Raw genomic sequence first — 15,457 nt, 5'->3', positions numbered from 1 at the left:
TCAGCGTGGCAGCAGGTCTGAAGCGCTGTCAATGATAATCGCCGCGCGCGTCGGTTCCGGTCCGCTCCCGTCGGCGTTCGGGCTATGCGCGCACGTACCGTCGCGCTGCCCCGCCTGTTCCCTCGCGCGTGCGTTGTGTGCCGCCGCCCAGATAAGCATCGCGCAGGACATCGAGCTCCAGCAGCGCTTGCGCCTTCCCATGCGCAACCACCCGGCCGCCTTCGAGCACGTAACCGGATTGCGCATAGCTCAGCGCGATCGCGGCGTTCTGCTCGGCCAGCAGAAAACTCACACCGTCGTCGCGATTGAGCGCCGCCACCGTCTCGAAGATTTCCTCGACCACTTGCGGCGCGAGCCCCATCGACGGTTCGTCGAGCAGCACCAGCGAAGGCCGCGCCATCAACGCGCGGCCGATCGCGACCATCTGCTGTTCGCCGCCCGACGCGTAGCCCGCCAGCGTCGCGCGGCGCTCCCTGAGCCGCGGAACGATGCCGTAGATGCGTTCGAGCTCCGTTTCGAGTTCAGCGCGTTTGGGCCGCCGCACGAACGCGCCGAGGCGCAGGTTGTCTTCCACCGACAAATGCGCGAAACAACGCCGCCCCTCCAGCACCTGGACGAGCCCGCGTTCGGCGAGCGTCCACGGATCGGCGTGGGTGATCGCTTCGCCGCGATACGCGATGCGCCCCGACGTGAGCTCGCCGCGCTCCGCGCGCAGCAGACTGGAGACCGCCTTCAGCGTGGTCGTCTTGCCCGCGCCGTTGCCGCCCAGCAAGGCGACGATCGCGCCGGACGGCACGCTCAGCGACACGCCGCGCAATGCCGGTATCAACTGGCTGTACGTCACCGCGATGTCGTCGACTTCGAGGATCGGGGCGGCGCTCATGCTCAGATATCCTTGCCGCAATCGCGCGGCGTAATGCCTTTCTCCTTCGCGTAGGCATTCGCCGACTTCTCGATGATCGGACGCAGCAGCGCGCGATCGGCCTGCACCCAGCCGCTGATCACCTTCCATTGCTGGCCGTCCCATTGCTGAAAGCGCACGGCGCCGCCGCCTTCGTGATCGGCGCACGACAGCTTCAGCGGCTGAACCAGACCATACGCGCCGAGCTGCTTCAAGCGCGCGTCGTCGAGATTCAGATGCTCGAAGCCCCAGCGCACCTGTTCGCCCGTGAGCGGCTTATTGCCGAATTTCGCCTGCGCCACGCGCAACGCCTCGACATTCAGAATGCCGTTGACGACGCCCAGGTTGTAGTACACCGTGCCGAAGCGCGCCGGGTCCTTCAGATTGCCGTTGCCCGGCTTGATCACGTACTGGTCGATGGCTTGAATCACCGGGAAGCCGGTGCCCGACGGATGCGTGGTGATCGAGATGAAGCCCCTGGCGGCGTCGCCCGCCGGACGCGCGTCTTCTTCCGAGTTGCTCCAGATGTTGCCGATGATGTGATCGGCCGGGAAGCCCACCTTTTGCGCGGACTTCAACGCGACCGGATTCATCACGCCCCAGCCGCGCAGAATCACCCAGTCGGGCTTGATCCGATGGATGGTGAGCCACTGCGAGCCTTGCTCGTTACCCGGATGCGGCACTTCGATCTGCGTGAGTTCGAAGCCGTATTTTTTCGCGAGCGTATCCAGCACTGGAATCGTCTCGCGGCCATAAGGCGAGCCGTGATAGAGCACGACGATCTTCTTGCCCTTGAGCTGAGTCAGTCCGCCGGATTGCTGGCCGATGTAATTGACGATGGCGGAGACTTCGCTATACGGGTTGAGTTGCAGCGGGAACACATAGGGGAATACCGCGCCGTCCGTCGAATCCGTGCGGCCGTGGTTGATCGTGACGAGCGGAATCTTGTCCACGGTCGAACGATCGAGCGTGGCGTAGGCGATGCCGACCGAGAGCGGATTGGTCGCCGCCGCCGGCGCGCCGTTCAGGCCGCTCTTGAGCCGCTCATAGCACTCCACGCCTTTTTCGACCACGTACTCGGTTTCGCATTCGCTCCACGTCAGCTTGACGCCGTTCACGCCGCCGTCGCGCTTGTTGACGAGGTTCATATAGTCGATGAAGCCGCCGAAAAAGCCGCTGCCGCCAGCCGCATAAGGACCGACGCGATAGCTTTGCAACGGGAAGTATTCCTCGCCCGCGGCCTGCGCGTTGGAAAAGGGCGTGGCGCCGAGCGCCAGCAGCAGGCTCGCGGCGGCGAGGTGCGCTGACAGGCGCGCTGACGTTCCGCGCCTTTTGAAGGAGTCGATGAAATTCATACGGGGTTAGGCCTTGATTAATAAAGCAGTGAAATGAAGCAGTGAAATGAAGAGCGACGAGCAAGGCAATGCAGCCGGCTTCACGCGCGCAACGGCCAGTCGCGCAGCCGGTTCCGCGCGGTCTGGACCAGTCGCGCGAGGCCGTCCGGTTCCTTGATGAGAAAGACGATGATGAGCGTGCCAAAGAGGATCTTCTGCAGGTTCTGCAACTGGCCGGCCTCGATGCCGACGCTGGCGAGCGCGCCCGCCGCATGCGAGAGCAGTATCGGCAGCAGCACGATGAACGCGGCTCCCAGGAAATTCCCGCCGATGCTGCCCATGCCGCCGATGATGATGATGAACAACACCTGAAACGACAGATTCAGATCGAAGCCGTGCGGCTCCACCGTGCCGAGATAGGCGAATGCCCACAGCGCGCCGGCGATGCCGAGCACGAACGAACTGAGCGCGAACGCGAGCAGCTTGGTACGGCCCACCGGAATGCCGATCACGCGCGCGGCGGTGTCCATGTCGCGCACGGCCATCCAGCGCCGGCCGAGTTCGCTGCGCACGAGACTGAACGCCATGACGAAGACAATCGCCACGACGCTCAGCACGAGCAGATAACGCGCCGCGGGCGTGGCGATTTTCAGGCCGAACGCGGAGAGCGCGGGCGCGCTCAGCACGCCCGAGCCGTCGTTGTTCGAAAACCAGCTCACTCGCGTAAAAATCCATTCGACGAGGAATTGCGCGGCCAGCGTCGAGACGATCAGATAGAAGCCCTTGATGCGCAGGCTCGGCAGGCCGAACAGCGCGCCCACCGCGGCGGTGATGAGTCCGCCGAGCAGCAGGTCGACGGCGAGCGGCAGCGCCGGCGCTCGCACCAGCAGGTTGTAGGTGGCGTAGGCGCCGACCGACATGAACGCCGCCGAGCCGAGCGAGAGTTGTCCCGCGTAACCGGTGACGAGGTTCAGCCCCAGACCCGCCAGCGACAGCACGAGGAAAGGAATCAGGATCGCGCTGAGCCAGTAGTCGTTGCTCAGGCGCGGCACGGCGACGAACGCGATCAGCGCGGCTAATGCGATCAGCGCGATCAGCGCGATCAGCGCGATCAGCGCGCCGCCCGACAGCCTGAGCAGCGACGAGCGGCGCGGCTGCGCGCCCGGCTTGCGCGATACGCTCGCGTTGGATTGAAGAGACGACACGGTTGGCCTCGCACTCACGTTCACACCCGTTCCACGGCGGGTTCGCCGAACAAACCGGCAGGGCGCGCGAGCAGGAACAGCATCGCGAGCAGATAGGGAAACCAGTTTTCGATGCCGCCGCCGAGCAGCGTGCCGACGTAGACTTCGGCGAGCTTCTCCGACGCGCCGATCAGCAGCCCGCCGACGATCGCTCCGCCAATCGACGAAAAGCCGCCGATGATCAACACCGGCAGCGCTTTCAGCACCACCAGCGACAGCGAGAACTGCACGCCGAGCCGCGCGCCCCACAGGAGTCCCGCCACGAGGCTGACGAAGCCGGCGAGCGCCCACACGATGGCCCAGACGCGCGGCAGCCGCACACCGACCGCCAGCGCGGCGAGCGGGTCGTCCGCGACGGCGCGCAGCGACAAGCCGAGCCGCGTTCGCTTCGTCAGCAGCGACAGCGCCAGCACCAGCGCACCGGCGGTTGCCGCCGCGAAGATGTCGAACTGGCTGATCATGACGCCGGCGAGATTCAACGGCTTGTCGTCGATGCCGAGCGCGAGGCCGTGCACCTGCGCGCCCCAGAAGAGTTGCGCGGCGCCTTCGAGAATGAAGCTCAGGCCGAGCGTCGCCATGAACAGCACGATGGGCGGCCGGTTCACCAGAGGCCGCAACACGAGGCGGCCGATCAGCACCGCGATCAACACGAGCGCCGCGAGCGTCACGCCGAAGGCGAGCAGCGGATTCACCTGCCGTTCGACGAGGCTCACATAGGTCAGTGCGCCGAACAGCACCATCGAGCCCTGCGCGAAATTGAACACGCCGGACGCTTTGTGGATCAGCACGAAGCCGATCGCGACCATCGAATACATCACGCCCGCCAGCAAGCCGCCGACGAGCACTTCGAGAAAAAATTCCATGTTGTCGAGTCTCTCAATGACGGGTGCCGAGATAGGCGGCCAGCACGTCCGGGTTGCCGCGCACGTCGGCGGGCGCGCCGTCGGCGATCTTCTTGCCGTAATCGAGTACAACCACGTGATCCGACAGATCCATCACCACGCCGATGTCGTGCTCGATCAGCACGACCGTCACGCCGAATTGCCTGTTCGCGTCGAGCACGTAGCCGGCCATCGCGCGCTTTTCGTCGGCGTTCATGCCGGCCATCGGTTCGTCGAGCAGCAGCAGGCGCGGTTCGGCGGCGAGCGCGCGGGCCAGTTCGACGCGCTTTTGCACGCCGTAGGGCAAGGTGCCGACGGCGGTGTGCCGGAAGCGCTGCAAATCGAGTGCTTCGATCACCACTTCCGCATAGCGACGCTGCGCCGTTTCATCGCCGCGCGCGCGGCCGACGCGCAACGTCTGTTCGAGCCACGTGCTGCGCCGATGCAGATTGCGGCCGGTCAGCACGTTGTCGAGCACGCTCATCCGGCGAAACAGCGCGATGTTCTGAAACGTGCGCGCAATGCCGCTGTGCGCCGCGTGATACGGGTTCATGCGCCGATAAGCGTTGCCGTCGAAACGCACGCTGCCGTGCTGCGGCCGATACACGCCGTTGATCACGTTGAGCAGCGAGCTTTTGCCCGCGCCGTTCGGACCGATCAGCGCGCAGATTTCCCCGGCTTGCACGTTGAAGCTGATGTCGGTGATGGCTTTGACGCCTTTGAACGACAGCGAAATATGGTCGAGCGAGAGCAGCGCGTGAGTGGATCGAGTCATTTAAGGTTGGGTCATGCGTCAGTAGGCCGGTTGTTCGGACGCGCGGTCCGCCGCATGGCGTTGCGGCGTTTCCGGCTGTGCGCGTTGTTCGACGCGTTGCCAGTCGCTGTGATCCGGCCACGCGCGGACCGGTACGCGTAGCGCATCGAACAGCGCTGCGGTTTTAGCGTCGAGCGGCGGGCCGATGACGAGCGCCGCATGCGTGCGTGAAAAACCGATCACGTCGCGCAACGGCCGCGTGATGAGCCACCACGTCAGCGTGCGGATGAACGGGCCGAACGGACCACGCTGCCCGCGTAGAGCACGATCGATCAGGCGGCGGCACCATGAGCGCTCGCCGGGCAAGCGGTCGTCCACGAGTTGCGCCACGCGGGCGTAGGTGTCGCGCGTGCCGGCGACGAGCGTGGGTGCGAGTTCGCGGCGGTCGTTATCGCGCGTGGCGAGCGACTCGGGAAAGTTCAGGCGGAAGCCGCTCAGCACCCACGGCGCGATCAGATAGCGCGCCTGCGAAGCGGCGGCAAACGCGCGCGCGGCGAAGGCTTCGTCGTTCGCGTGCAGCTTCTCGGTGTCGACCAGATGCCGCGCTTCCCGTACCAGCGTCGCGTGAGTGAAGCGCTGTTCGACGAGGTGCCCGTCGTCATTCAGCCGCACGAAGGCGAACGCATCGCCGTGCGGCGGCGCGGCCGGTGCGAAGCCTTCATGACTCGCGAGCGCCAGCGCGCGATAGTCGATCACGGCGGGATGCGGATGCGGCGTGAGATGGCGCGGGTTCGCGTCGATCACTTGCAACGCCTGTTCCTGCGCCAGCAGACGGTCGACCTGACGGTCGTCCTCGGCAAGCACGAAACGCGGGGCGAGATGCGTGAGCGCGGCGCGCAACGCGGCGTCGCCGAGTTGCGGGTCGAGCGGTATCGCCACGCCGCCGCTCCACTGCGCCGCGAGCGACAGCAGCAATGCCTGCTCGCGCGGCTGGCTGACGAGCAGCAGCGCGTCGCCCGCCGCAAAGCCTCGCTGCGCGAGGCCCGCCGCGAGTTGCTCGACCGCGACAGCGACCTCCCGCCACGACAGCGCGTGCCACGCGCCCAGCCGCTTATGCCGCAACGCAAGGGCATGCGGCCGATGCCGCGCCTGATGGCGCAGCCAGTCCGGCAGCGTCGAGGGTTGCGCGCCCGTCATGATCACGCGGCCTTGGCCTGTTGCTTGCGTTCGAGTTCGCGCACCAGCGGCAGAACGCGTTTGCCGAAGTACTCCACCTCTTCGATGAAATGGAGAAATCCGGTCAGCACCAGATCCACGCCAATCGATTTCAATTCGACGATGCGCTCGGCGATCTGCTGCGGCGTACCGATGAGATTGGTGCGAAAGCCGTCGTTGTATTGCACGAGGTCTTCGAAGCTCGATTTGGCCCAATTGCCTTCACCTTCCGGCGAAGCCGCGCCCGCCTGCCTGGCGGCATCGCCGAACGCATGCACGGCTTCGACGTGCGCATGCCTGATGATGTCGTCGAGCACGGCTTTGGCTTCTTCCTCGGTGTCGCGCGCGATTACGAAGGCGTTCACGCCGATGCGCACCTTGTGATTGTTTTTCGCCGCCTTCGCCTGAATGTCGTCGATTTGCGCCTTCAGGTTCTCCGGCGTATTGCCGTTGGTGAAGTACCAGTCGGACACGCTCGCGGCGTTGTCGCGGGCGGCGCGCGAACTGCCGCCCTGGAAGATCTCGGGATGCGGCTTTTGCACCGGCTTCGGACTCAGCGTGTAATCGTTGAAGCGGTAGAAGTCGCCCTTGAAGGTGAAGTGGTCCTGCGTCCAGATGCCCTTGAGCGCCTGAATGAATTCGTTCGAGCGCCGATACCGTTCGTCGTGTTCGAGCCACGGCTCGCCGATCGCGGTGAACTCGCCTTTGAACCAGCCGCTCACGACGTTGATCGCAATGCGCCCATTCGAAATGTGGTCGATGGTCGCCAGTTGCTTGGCGACGACCGCGGGATGCCACGGTCCGGGCAGGATCGCGGCCAGCACCTTGAGTTGGGTGGTCGCGTGCAACAGCGCCTGGCTGAAGGAAACCGATTCGTGCTGATGCTCCGCGCCGTAGCCGGCGGTAAAGCGAATCTGGCTCAGCGCGTACTCGAAACCCGCCTGCTCGGCGGTTTGCGCGAGCTTCTGGTTGTATTCGAGACTCCAGTCCGTACGTTGCTCGATCGTGCTGACGACCAGGCCGCCGCTGACGTTGGGCACCCAGTAGGCGAACTTGAGGGCGTCGTCGTGAGAATGGGTGTGGCTCATGATGTTCCTGGTGATTGAATGAAGGAGGTCAGGCAGCCAGCGTTGCCGCTCGCGAGGAAGAGGCCGGAAGGCGTCCCGCATGCAGCCACGGCAGCGCGCGTGTCACGGCGAGCGCGATGCGCTCTTTCAGCGCGGCGCTTGCGATGGCATGGCCGTCGAAATCCGCATCCGACGCGTAGACGCCGATCGGCAGCGTGCGAGCCTGAAAGAAGCTGAAGAGCGGCCGCAGGTGATGATCGATCACCAGCGCGTGACGCTCGCTGCCGCCGGTTGCCGCGAGAAGGACGGGCACGTCGAACAGCGCCTCGTGATGCACGAGATCGAACAGATGCTTGAAGAGCCCGGTATACGAAGCGCGATAGACAGGGCTCGCGGCGATGATCAGATCGGCCGATTCGATCGCCTTGATCTGCGCTTCGACGTCGGCGGGAAGCTGCGCGCGCAGCACGGCGCCGGCGAGTCGCGGCGCGATCTGGCCGAGTTCGACGAGGTGCGTGTCGATCGGCAGCGCGTCGCCGAGTGCCGCGAGCAGGCCCTCGACCACGGCCAGCGTGCGCGATGGTCGTTGCAATCCGCCGGAAACCGCGACCACGTTCAATCTGTTGCTCATGCGAACGATCCTTTCAATGGAAAGCGAATCAAATAGGGAGTCCGGCTTATTGAGCGAATAGCGTGCCATTCGCCGCTGCCGGCGCGAGCTGTACTTGGGGCGGTCGCGCGTTTCGGCTCGATGGCGTGGCGAGTCAAATGGCATAGCGGTTTGCGGCGTTTTCCCGCGCGCATATCGCGGCGGCATGGAACGATTGCAGGCGTGCGTATGAAGCTGACGAAGCAAGATGGCCTCGGCGCTGCTGCTGGAGAAGCAGTGCCGGGTATCGGCGAGCGCAACGCGGACTTTCAGAATGCCAACAAAACCGCGTGAACGGCGTCGAGCGAAGCGTGTGTCGATGCGAAGCGGCATTCATGACGATGCTGCTGCCTAAGAAGCAATTCGACTTTGGTTCCCACAACAAAATGCATAGGAAGTCGCGCCGGGTGTTCAGAATAGGCTGTCCGACACCGAGCTTCTACTCATGAATTCTTCATTCAATCACGTGCTGGCGGAACGCTCAGCCATTACACGAGCGGAGTCGCCGCCTTTATTGACGATGCCCGACACGCGCACGCTGACCACTTCCATCCGCGCCACCGCGCAAGTTTTCTCGGACCCGCGCTCGCTGGCGTTGCTCGAACGTATTCGCATGGTGGCGCCGAGCGACGCCAATGTCCTCGTGATCGGCGAGACCGGCACCGGCAAGGAACTGGTCGCGCGTCACGTGCATAACCTCAGCGCGCGCAGGGACCGGCCTTTCGTGGCCGTCAATTGCGGTGCGTTTTCCGAGTCGCTGGTGGAGAGCGAATTGTTCGGTCACGAGAAAGGCGCGTTCACCGGCGCGTTTTGCGCGAAGCCCGGCTGGTTCGAGGCGGCCAACGGCGGCACGCTCTTTCTCGACGAGATAGGCGACCTGCCGCTTTCGATGCAGGTCAAGCTGTTGCGCGTGTTGCAGGAACGCGAAATCGTGCGGCTGGGCTCGCGCCGGAGCATTCCTATCGACGTGCGCGTGCTGGCGGCCACCAACGTGCATTTGCAGGACGCGGTGGCGGCGGGTCATTTCCGCGAGGATCTGTTTTATCGCCTGAACGTGGTGCATCTGGCCGTGCCCACGCTGCGCGACCGGCCGGGCGATATCTTGCCGCTCGCCAGATACTTCATTGAAGAGTACAGAAACCGGCTGGGTTATGGCGCTGTCGGCATCGAGCCGTGCGCGGAGCGAAAGCTGCTCGCGCACAGTTGGCCCGGCAACATTCGCGAACTGGAAAACGTCATTCACTACGCGTTGCTGGTGTGCAGCAGCGATTCGTTGAGGGAGGGCGATTTGCAGATGTCGTCGTTCGGCGTTCAGAGCGCGCGGCGAGCGGCGGGCAATGAGCCGGCGCCATGCACGCCGCTCGAAGGGCTCGAGGGCGCCTTGCGCAATCTGTTCGATAACGCGGAAGGCAAGCTGTTCGAACAGATCGAAGACACCGTGATGCGGGTGGCGTTCGACTTCTGCTATCGCAACCAGATCCAGGCCGCGCGATTGCTGGGCATTAGCCGAAACGTATTGCGCGCGCGGCTGATTCGCGCGAGACAGATTTCCGCGCAAAAGTAGCCGCGAGTTCGCGCGGCCTCGTCGCGGCGTAGCGGCGAGCATCTCGCTTGAAGCCGCCTGCGGACCGGCCGTCGAGCCGGTCCACGCAGAACGTTCGCCGCGCCGCCGAATCATGCCGCCGACACGCCGTTGCCGATCTGCCAGATGAAAGGCGGCTCGGTGCCGTTGATTTCCCAATCGCCGACGATCCGTTCCTTGTAGATGAGCGGGTTGTGCGATGCGGCGGTGCGAGCGTTGCGCCAATGGCGGTCCAACAGTTTGTTCTCGCTGACGCCGGATGCGCCGAGTGCGTTGAAGAGGTCGGTGGTGGCTTGCAGAATCAGCGCGGCCACCGCGACTTGCGCCTTGGCGGATTCGATTTCGGCGGCGACGTTCGCCGACTTCTCGGCTTCGCGATCCGCGCCGAAGCGCGTTTCGTATGCGCGTTGCGCCGGCTCGGCTGCGCGCACGGCGGCGGCTTCGGCTGCATATACGCGCGCCGCGATTTGCCCGACCACCTGCTGCACCTGGGCGTCCTCGCTCACGCGCGGCGCGTTGCCGTGGCTATAAACGCGGGTGCGCTTGCGGACTTCATGCGAGATGTCGCGTAACGCGGCGCGGCCCGTCCCCGCGATCACGGCGATCAGCACGAGCTGATAAAACGCGGTCTGGTATTTGAAGCGCGTCGAGAAGTCGATGATGTTTTCCTCGTCGACCACGGCGTTCTCGAACACCGAGGTTCCGCTGCCCGTGGTGCGTTGGCCGAAACCGTCCCAGTCGTCGCTCTGTTTGACGCCCGGCTGGCGCGTGCTCAACGCCGCGATGACGTCGGCGCCGTTATCGTCGCGTTGCGCGTACACGTCGATCCAGTCGGCAAAGATGCTGCCCGTGCTGTAGTACTTCGTACCGTTCACGACCCACTGGTTGCCGCGCCGCGACACACGCGTGATGACTTCGCCCAGTTTCACCGCGCCGACTTCGGTCCACGCATTGCCGACGATTTCACCGTTCACGAAACGCTCGAACCATTTTTCCCGCGCGGGGCCCGGCACGGCGTTGATACGGTCCTCGACGAAGGCGAAGTGTCCGCGCAACGCCTGCGGCAAACTCGAATCGGCTTCGGCCAGTTCGATCAGCAAGTGCACGAGTTGCGGCAGCGACGCGCCGGCGCCGCCGTATTCGGCCGGCACGCGAATGGCGCCGAAGCCCGCTTCCTTCAACCACCCGATCTGTTCGTGCGGGAGCGTGCGAGTGCGTTCGCGCTCGAGCGCGCCTGCCGCGATGCGCTCGAAAATGGGCCTGAATCTGGCGGCCAATGGCTCGTAGTCCGTGCCGCGGGAAAGCGGCAAATCTTCACGCTGGTTTTGTGATGCCATACGCCTGCTCTTGAGTCGATGAGGGGAGGGGAGCCGGAACGTTTCGAGGTCCGGCCGTATGGATTGATTTGCACGATCCATGCCATTCAGGCGAACGCTTATTGCATCGCGCCATAGAGAATGGCGCTGCGTTTCAAGCTGCTGAACTGGCAGCATTGTGCTGGCGGATTGCTCGCCCCAAAGCAGTGAATCAATGTGTGGTGGGTTGAAATGCGATTAACATTATTCAGTTCGCATATACCAATAAAAAAGTAAAGGAAAGTTTGTGCGGTGTTTCACTGTTAATGCCTGGACGCCTGTACTATATGGATCGGCGGGGACCAGCCTGGTAATCAGAGTTAGAAAAAACGTATAGGAAGCTTTTTCGTATGGTTGCCGCCTTTGCCGTTCGTGTCAGCGGCGGTGTGACGAGCCACGTGAAAAATATGAACAACTTTATTCGACCACCAGTTTCGTATCCGGCAACTGTCGTTTTCGTGGACGACAACGACAGTTATCTCGACGCGCTGCGCCGTTTCTTTCCGGATATCTCCACCAATCTGTTTTTCACGCGGCCGCAAGCGGCACTCGCGTTTATCCGTCAACATGCCCGCGCGAATTCACTGGAGTTTGCACCGGCGTCGGCGTGTTTGAGCGAAACCGGTGTCGAGCGATTTGTCGAAACCTCGGCTGAGCGCGACATCTTGCTGCGCAAGTCGCGCTTTGCCGAGGTCGCGGCGGTCGTCGTCGATTACGACATGCCGGGGGTGAGCGGTGTCGAATTGCTCTCTTCGATATCCGACTTGCGGTGCGCGAAAGCGCTGCTCACCGGCGTCGCGGACGAGACCGTCGCGGTCAACGCGTTCAATGCCGGAATCGTCGATTTATATCTGAGAAAGACCGACGCGGAGTCGGCAAGCCGATTAACCCATTTTCTGAACGACGCCCGAGCCCGGCATTGTTCCGAAAGCGGTTGGCTGGCGTTGGGCGAAAACGGCACCACGTATTGCGATCCGAGAACGCGCAAGCTGATCGACGAGCTGGCCGCCGCCGAAGGTATCGTCGAGTACTATTGGCGTCCCGAGCAAAATGCCATTCTGATGTTCGACCGCGCGGGCAACCCAAGCGTGTTCGTCGCGTGGGCCGAGCACGACTGGATCTTGCAGGGCGAGATCGTGGCGGACGAAAACGGCCCGGCGGAACTGCTGAGACAGATCGCGGTGCGCGAGGTGATGCCGCTTTTCTGGCCGCATCTGGCCTACCGCGCGGGCGTCGAGTTCCGCATGCTGCAGCCGCGCGAAATTCCCGGCTGGCACGACGCTTACTATGGTTGGGCTCGCATCGATCCGGCCGAGGTGGGCTTGGACGTTCGAACGTTTTCGCAATGGCGCAATGAGGCGAAGCGCTAACGCTCTTCAACACGTCGAGCCCCATGTACGCCATTCCGACCGCCTTCGTGTCCGCGTTGTTCGTGGTGTTCGGGCTTTACGTACTCATCACCCAAGGCATCACACGCCTGTCCGCGCCATTCCTTTTGATGTGCGCGACGACCTTTGCGTGGCAGGGCACGTGGACATTGCTGTTCCAGACGCAAAGTCCGCACATCGCTAGCCTGCTGGTCAGGCTCGGCTATCTGTTCATTCTGTTTCTGCCCACCACGTTCTATCACTTCATTACCGAAGTGACGGCGCGGCGCCGTGAGCAGCCTGTATTGCTCGCGTCCTACGGCCTGTGCCTGGTGCTCGCGGCGCTGCTTCCAGGCGATCTCGTGGTCGCCGGTTATCGGCGGTTCTTCTTTGGTTATTATCCGGCCGCGGGGCCTTTGCATCCCTTGCACGTCGCGCAAACCGTGCTGCTTGCGGGGCGCTGCGAGCAGCTTCTTCTCGCCGCCCGCAAGAAGGCCGGCGGCGAAGCACGCAGGCGTCTCGATCTGTGCCTGGCGGGCGTGTGCCTCTATGCGTTCGCGGCAGTGGATTACGCCGTCAACTACGGCCTGCCGTTCTATCCGCCAGGCGTGCTGTTCATCGCGCTGAGCCTGGGGCTTCTCGCGATCACGATCGTTCGCTATCACCTGATTCACCCGTATGCGCTGGCGGCGACGATCGCGCACGAGATCGCGACGCCGCTCGCGACCATCGGCATGCACGCCGACGAAATCGCGAGCGTGTGGTCGCATGTGTTCAAAGGTTATCGGCTGGCCGTCACGCACGGCATTTACGACGACCAAGGGCATGCGGGGCAGTCAGAACGCATAAGCCAGCTCGCAGCGGCAATCCGGCGCGAAGTATCGGGCACCAGCGCGATGGTCGAAATGGCGCTCGCGTCTTTTACGCTCGATCGTCTCGACCGCAGCCGTTTCAGTCCGCATTCGCTGCAGCAATGTGTGGCGTCGGCGTTGGAGCGTTATCCGTTTCGCGGCGACGAACGTGCCCGCGTGACGGTAATGCCCATCGACGCGGCCGTGCGTTTTTCGGGCTCGGATACGCTGGTGGTTTTCGTGTTGTTCAACCTGCTGAAAAATGCGTTTCATGCCATTCGCGTGAGCGGCGACGGCGAGATCACGATCAGCGCCGCAATGGAGCAGGACTTCTGCGTGCTGCGATTCCGCGACACCGGGCCCGGCATTGCGCCCGACGTATTGCCCCACATCTTCGACGCGTTCTTCTCGACCAAGCGGCACGGAAGCGGCGCGGGCATGGGCCTCGCGTTTTGCCGCCGCGCAACCGAGCTTCTGGGCGGCACGATCGAATGCAGTTCGGTGCGCGGTTCGCACACCGCCTTCACCGTGCGATTGCCGGCGCCGGGTTCAGCGGCGGACCGCGCGACGCGCGCAGCGCCGGCGCGCTCCAGGCGCCGGCATTGATCCGTCAGGTTTAAAGGTCAAGCGCTGTCATGCGCAAGATTGCCCGCTATCAGGCATTCGTCAGCGCCGAAAACGGCAGTTCATATTCCTTCACCCGGTCGACGATCGCATCCGGGAATCGCCTGATCTTCCGGTCTCGCCCGGCATACAGGATTTGCTGATAGCCCTGCGAAACCTGCCGCCCGTCCACGCAAAAGCGAAACAGCAGGTACGCGGAGCAGTGCCTGACCTGCACGGTGTTCAGATAGCAATCCACTCGCTGGAAAGGGAAGGTTTCATGGACGTATTCCTGGTGCGCGCGTTTGGTCACGAACATGCCGTCCGATCCCAGCAAGTCATCGTGTATGCACTCGTGGAACCACCGCTCGCGGCAAACGCCTTGCCACTCGAAATAGCGCGAGAAATACGTATTCATGAAAGCATTCGAGTCCTTGAGATAAATATCGAACGTGTGCTGGAAGGTTTTGGGTGAAGCCGTAGTCGTCGGGTTCTCTGAAAGAAGGGCGGAGCCGCGGTTCAGAGCATGGGGGATTACGTCACGCATCAACATACGATTTTCCTTTCACAGGAACGGCTGCTTGTGGCAGCCACACATGCCTGCCGGTGCGGCAGGCACGTCTCATTCTGTTGGGGATTGCGGCCGCGTGGCTATTGGCCTGCAAGCGTGGAGCGCGTTGACCCTTGGATTATTTTTCAGTGGATCAGCCGACAAAGCAGGTACACAAAAAACGGCACACTTCATGATGCAATGCCTGAACGCCGGGACTCGAATCCATTGCGCGCCAGCATCCATGCACGAGTCCTGTACCGAGCCAGTAGCGCGCCTCTCCGCCGGCTGAATCGATGCGTTCCGCAAACACGCGCGCGTCGTCTCTTAACGGATCGTGTTCGCAGCCGATTGCGAGCGTCGGTGGCAGTCCGTCGATGCGTGTTGCATCGAGCGGTATTGTCCATGTCGGGTAGGGCCTCTGTTCTCCGCCCCAATAGAGATCGCGAAACGCGTGAACATCGGCGAGCGTGAGCATCGGCGCGTGCGCCTCGGTTTCGCGCGCGGGCATCTGCGGTTCGATGCCGAGCATCGGATAGATCAGCGCCAGTCCGCGCACGCCTTCAACACCGTCGTCGCGCAGACGCATTGCCACGCTCGCCGCGAGATTGCCGCCGGCGCTGTCGCCCGCGAGTCGCAGAGCGCGACGCGTGGGACAATCGAAAGGCAAGCGCCCTTGCAACGCGGCGAGCGCGATCTCCAGGCAATCGTTATGCGCGGCGGGCGCGCGGTGTTCGGGAGCCAGCCGGTAGTCGACGGCGATCACGTCGAGCCCCGTATCGGCGGCAATGCGCGCCGTCACGATCTGATGACTGTCCAGCGAGCCGAGCACGAAGCCGCCGCCGTGGAAATACAACACGACGCCGGAGGCGACGTCATGCGCTTTTGCGCGATTCCGATAGAGCCGTAGCTTGATCGAATGACCCGCGCGGGCGCGGAACCCGGCGTCTTGCGTCGCGACGCCCGCAGGCAACGCAGGCGTGAATGCAGCCGCATACCGGTCGTATATTGCTCGCTGCTCGCGCGGCGCTAATGAAGCTGCATGCGCCGGATAAATCGCAGCGGTTCTTGCGACGAACGCGGCGATCTCCGGTTCGAGCATGG

General features: G+C 63.5%; 14 protein-coding genes. 3 read left to right on the top strand and 11 right to left on the bottom strand.

What is annotated here, in order from left to right; genetic code table 11:
- Positions 1-82 precede the first annotated feature (82 nt).
- The 8 genes from CUJ90_RS20740 to msuE all read right to left on the bottom strand — a co-directional run bounded on the left by CUJ90_RS20740 (position 83) and on the right by msuE (position 8,027).
- Positions 83-883 (bottom strand): ABC transporter ATP-binding protein, encoded by an 801-nt coding sequence (locus tag CUJ90_RS20740; RefSeq protein WP_114163833.1) that lies wholly within the window; start codon positions 881-883, stop codon positions 83-85.
- Positions 884-885: 2 nt separating this feature from the next.
- Positions 886-2,256 carry an ABC transporter substrate-binding protein gene (locus tag CUJ90_RS20735; RefSeq protein WP_208645278.1) on the bottom strand — a complete coding sequence of 457 codons (1,371 nt, stop codon included), beginning with the start codon at positions 2,254-2,256 and terminating at the stop codon, positions 886-888.
- An 80-nt stretch (positions 2,257-2,336) separates the two neighbouring features.
- Positions 2,337-3,365, bottom strand: a complete 1,029-nt coding sequence (locus tag CUJ90_RS20730) for a branched-chain amino acid ABC transporter permease (RefSeq protein ID WP_114164670.1) — start codon at positions 3,363-3,365, stop codon at positions 2,337-2,339.
- Positions 3,366-3,460: 95 nt separating this feature from the next.
- Complete coding sequence (locus tag CUJ90_RS20725; RefSeq protein ID WP_114163832.1) at positions 3,461-4,342, bottom strand: branched-chain amino acid ABC transporter permease; 882 nt, start codon at positions 4,340-4,342, stop codon at positions 3,461-3,463.
- 13 nt (positions 4,343-4,355) lie between these two features.
- Positions 4,356-5,135 (bottom strand): ABC transporter ATP-binding protein, encoded by a 780-nt coding sequence (locus tag CUJ90_RS20720; RefSeq protein WP_073430194.1) that lies wholly within the window; start codon positions 5,133-5,135, stop codon positions 4,356-4,358.
- A gap of 18 nt (positions 5,136-5,153) precedes the next feature.
- Positions 5,154-6,311 carry an AMP-binding protein gene (locus tag CUJ90_RS20715; protein WP_114163831.1) on the bottom strand — a complete coding sequence of 386 codons (1,158 nt, stop codon included), beginning with the start codon at positions 6,309-6,311 and terminating at the stop codon, positions 5,154-5,156.
- A 2-nt stretch (positions 6,312-6,313) separates the two neighbouring features.
- Entirely contained in the window at positions 6,314-7,417 is a 1,104-nt protein-coding gene (gene sfnG / locus CUJ90_RS20710; RefSeq protein WP_073430192.1) for a dimethylsulfone monooxygenase SfnG, read from the bottom strand.
- Positions 7,418-7,445: 28 nt separating this feature from the next.
- Positions 7,446-8,027: an FMN reductase gene (gene msuE / locus CUJ90_RS20705; RefSeq protein WP_114163830.1), complete on the bottom strand. Its 582-nt coding sequence runs from the start codon at positions 8,025-8,027 to the stop codon at positions 7,446-7,448.
- A 463-nt stretch (positions 8,028-8,490) separates the two neighbouring features.
- Between msuE and CUJ90_RS20700 the strand changes: the two genes are divergently transcribed.
- Positions 8,491-9,609 (top strand): sigma-54 interaction domain-containing protein, encoded by a 1,119-nt coding sequence (locus tag CUJ90_RS20700; RefSeq protein WP_114163829.1) that lies wholly within the window; start codon positions 8,491-8,493, stop codon positions 9,607-9,609.
- 110 nt (positions 9,610-9,719) lie between these two features.
- On the opposite strand, the gene CUJ90_RS20695 is transcribed toward CUJ90_RS20700, so the two are convergent.
- Positions 9,720-10,964, bottom strand: coding sequence for an acyl-CoA dehydrogenase family protein (locus tag CUJ90_RS20695; RefSeq protein WP_114163828.1), 1,245 nt, complete (start codon positions 10,962-10,964; stop codon positions 9,720-9,722).
- Positions 10,965-11,389: 425 nt separating this feature from the next.
- On the opposite strand from CUJ90_RS20695, the gene CUJ90_RS20690 reads away from it, so the two are divergent.
- Both CUJ90_RS20690 and CUJ90_RS20685 read left to right on the top strand, forming a co-directional pair.
- A complete protein-coding gene (locus CUJ90_RS20690) occupies positions 11,390-12,352 on the top strand; it encodes a response regulator (RefSeq protein WP_114164669.1) in 963 nt (320 codons plus the stop codon).
- A gap of 23 nt (positions 12,353-12,375) precedes the next feature.
- Positions 12,376-13,806 (top strand): sensor histidine kinase, encoded by a 1,431-nt coding sequence (locus CUJ90_RS20685; RefSeq protein ID WP_114163827.1) that lies wholly within the window; start codon positions 12,376-12,378, stop codon positions 13,804-13,806.
- Between the two features lie 49 nt (positions 13,807-13,855).
- On the opposite strand, the gene CUJ90_RS20680 is transcribed toward CUJ90_RS20685, so the two are convergent.
- Both CUJ90_RS20680 and CUJ90_RS20675 read right to left on the bottom strand, forming a co-directional pair.
- A complete protein-coding gene (locus CUJ90_RS20680; RefSeq protein WP_114163826.1) occupies positions 13,856-14,356 on the bottom strand; it encodes an acyl-CoA thioesterase in 501 nt (166 codons plus the stop codon).
- A gap of 151 nt (positions 14,357-14,507) precedes the next feature.
- Entirely contained in the window at positions 14,508-15,455 is a 948-nt protein-coding gene (locus CUJ90_RS20675) for an alpha/beta hydrolase (protein WP_114163825.1), read from the bottom strand.
- Between the last annotated feature and the right edge of the window lie 2 nt (positions 15,456-15,457).

Origin of the sequence: Paraburkholderia terricola, assembly GCF_003330825.1 — a bacterium.
GTDB lineage: Bacteria > Pseudomonadota > Gammaproteobacteria > Burkholderiales > Burkholderiaceae > Paraburkholderia > Paraburkholderia terricola.
The sequence above is the reverse complement of the archived record's forward strand: the minus strand, read 5'-3'. Positions and strand labels throughout refer to the sequence as shown.

Bases quoted from the DNA above. Each gene is read 5' to 3' on its own strand.
- CUJ90_RS20740 (WP_114163833.1), bottom strand. From the start codon at position 883: ATGAGCGCCGCCCCGATCCTCGAAGTCGACGACATCGCGGTGACGTAC.
- CUJ90_RS20735 (WP_208645278.1), bottom strand. From the start codon at position 2,256: ATGAATTTCATCGACTCCTTCAAAAGGCGCGGAACGTCAGCGCGCCTG.
- CUJ90_RS20725 (WP_114163832.1), bottom strand. From the start codon at position 4,342: ATGGAATTTTTTCTCGAAGTGCTCGTCGGCGGCTTGCTGGCGGGCGTG.
- CUJ90_RS20720 (WP_073430194.1), bottom strand. From the start codon at position 5,135: ATGACTCGATCCACTCACGCGCTGCTCTCGCTCGACCATATTTCGCTG.
- CUJ90_RS20715 (WP_114163831.1), bottom strand. From the start codon at position 6,311: ATGACGGGCGCGCAACCCTCGACGCTGCCGGACTGGCTGCGCCATCAG.
- sfnG (WP_073430192.1), bottom strand. From the start codon at position 7,417: ATGAGCCACACCCATTCTCACGACGACGCCCTCAAGTTCGCCTACTGG.
- msuE (WP_114163830.1), bottom strand. From the start codon at position 8,027: ATGAGCAACAGATTGAACGTGGTCGCGGTTTCCGGCGGATTGCAACGA.
- CUJ90_RS20700 (WP_114163829.1), top strand. From the start codon at position 8,491: ATGAATTCTTCATTCAATCACGTGCTGGCGGAACGCTCAGCCATTACA.
- CUJ90_RS20695 (WP_114163828.1), bottom strand. From the start codon at position 10,964: ATGGCATCACAAAACCAGCGTGAAGATTTGCCGCTTTCCCGCGGCACG.
- CUJ90_RS20690 (WP_114164669.1), top strand. From the start codon at position 11,390: ATGAACAACTTTATTCGACCACCAGTTTCGTATCCGGCAACTGTCGTT.
- CUJ90_RS20685 (WP_114163827.1), top strand. From the start codon at position 12,376: ATGTACGCCATTCCGACCGCCTTCGTGTCCGCGTTGTTCGTGGTGTTC.
- CUJ90_RS20680 (WP_114163826.1), bottom strand. From the start codon at position 14,356: ATGTTGATGCGTGACGTAATCCCCCATGCTCTGAACCGCGGCTCCGCC.
- CUJ90_RS20675 (WP_114163825.1), bottom strand. From the start codon at position 15,455: ATGCTCGAACCGGAGATCGCCGCGTTCGTCGCAAGAACCGCTGCGATT.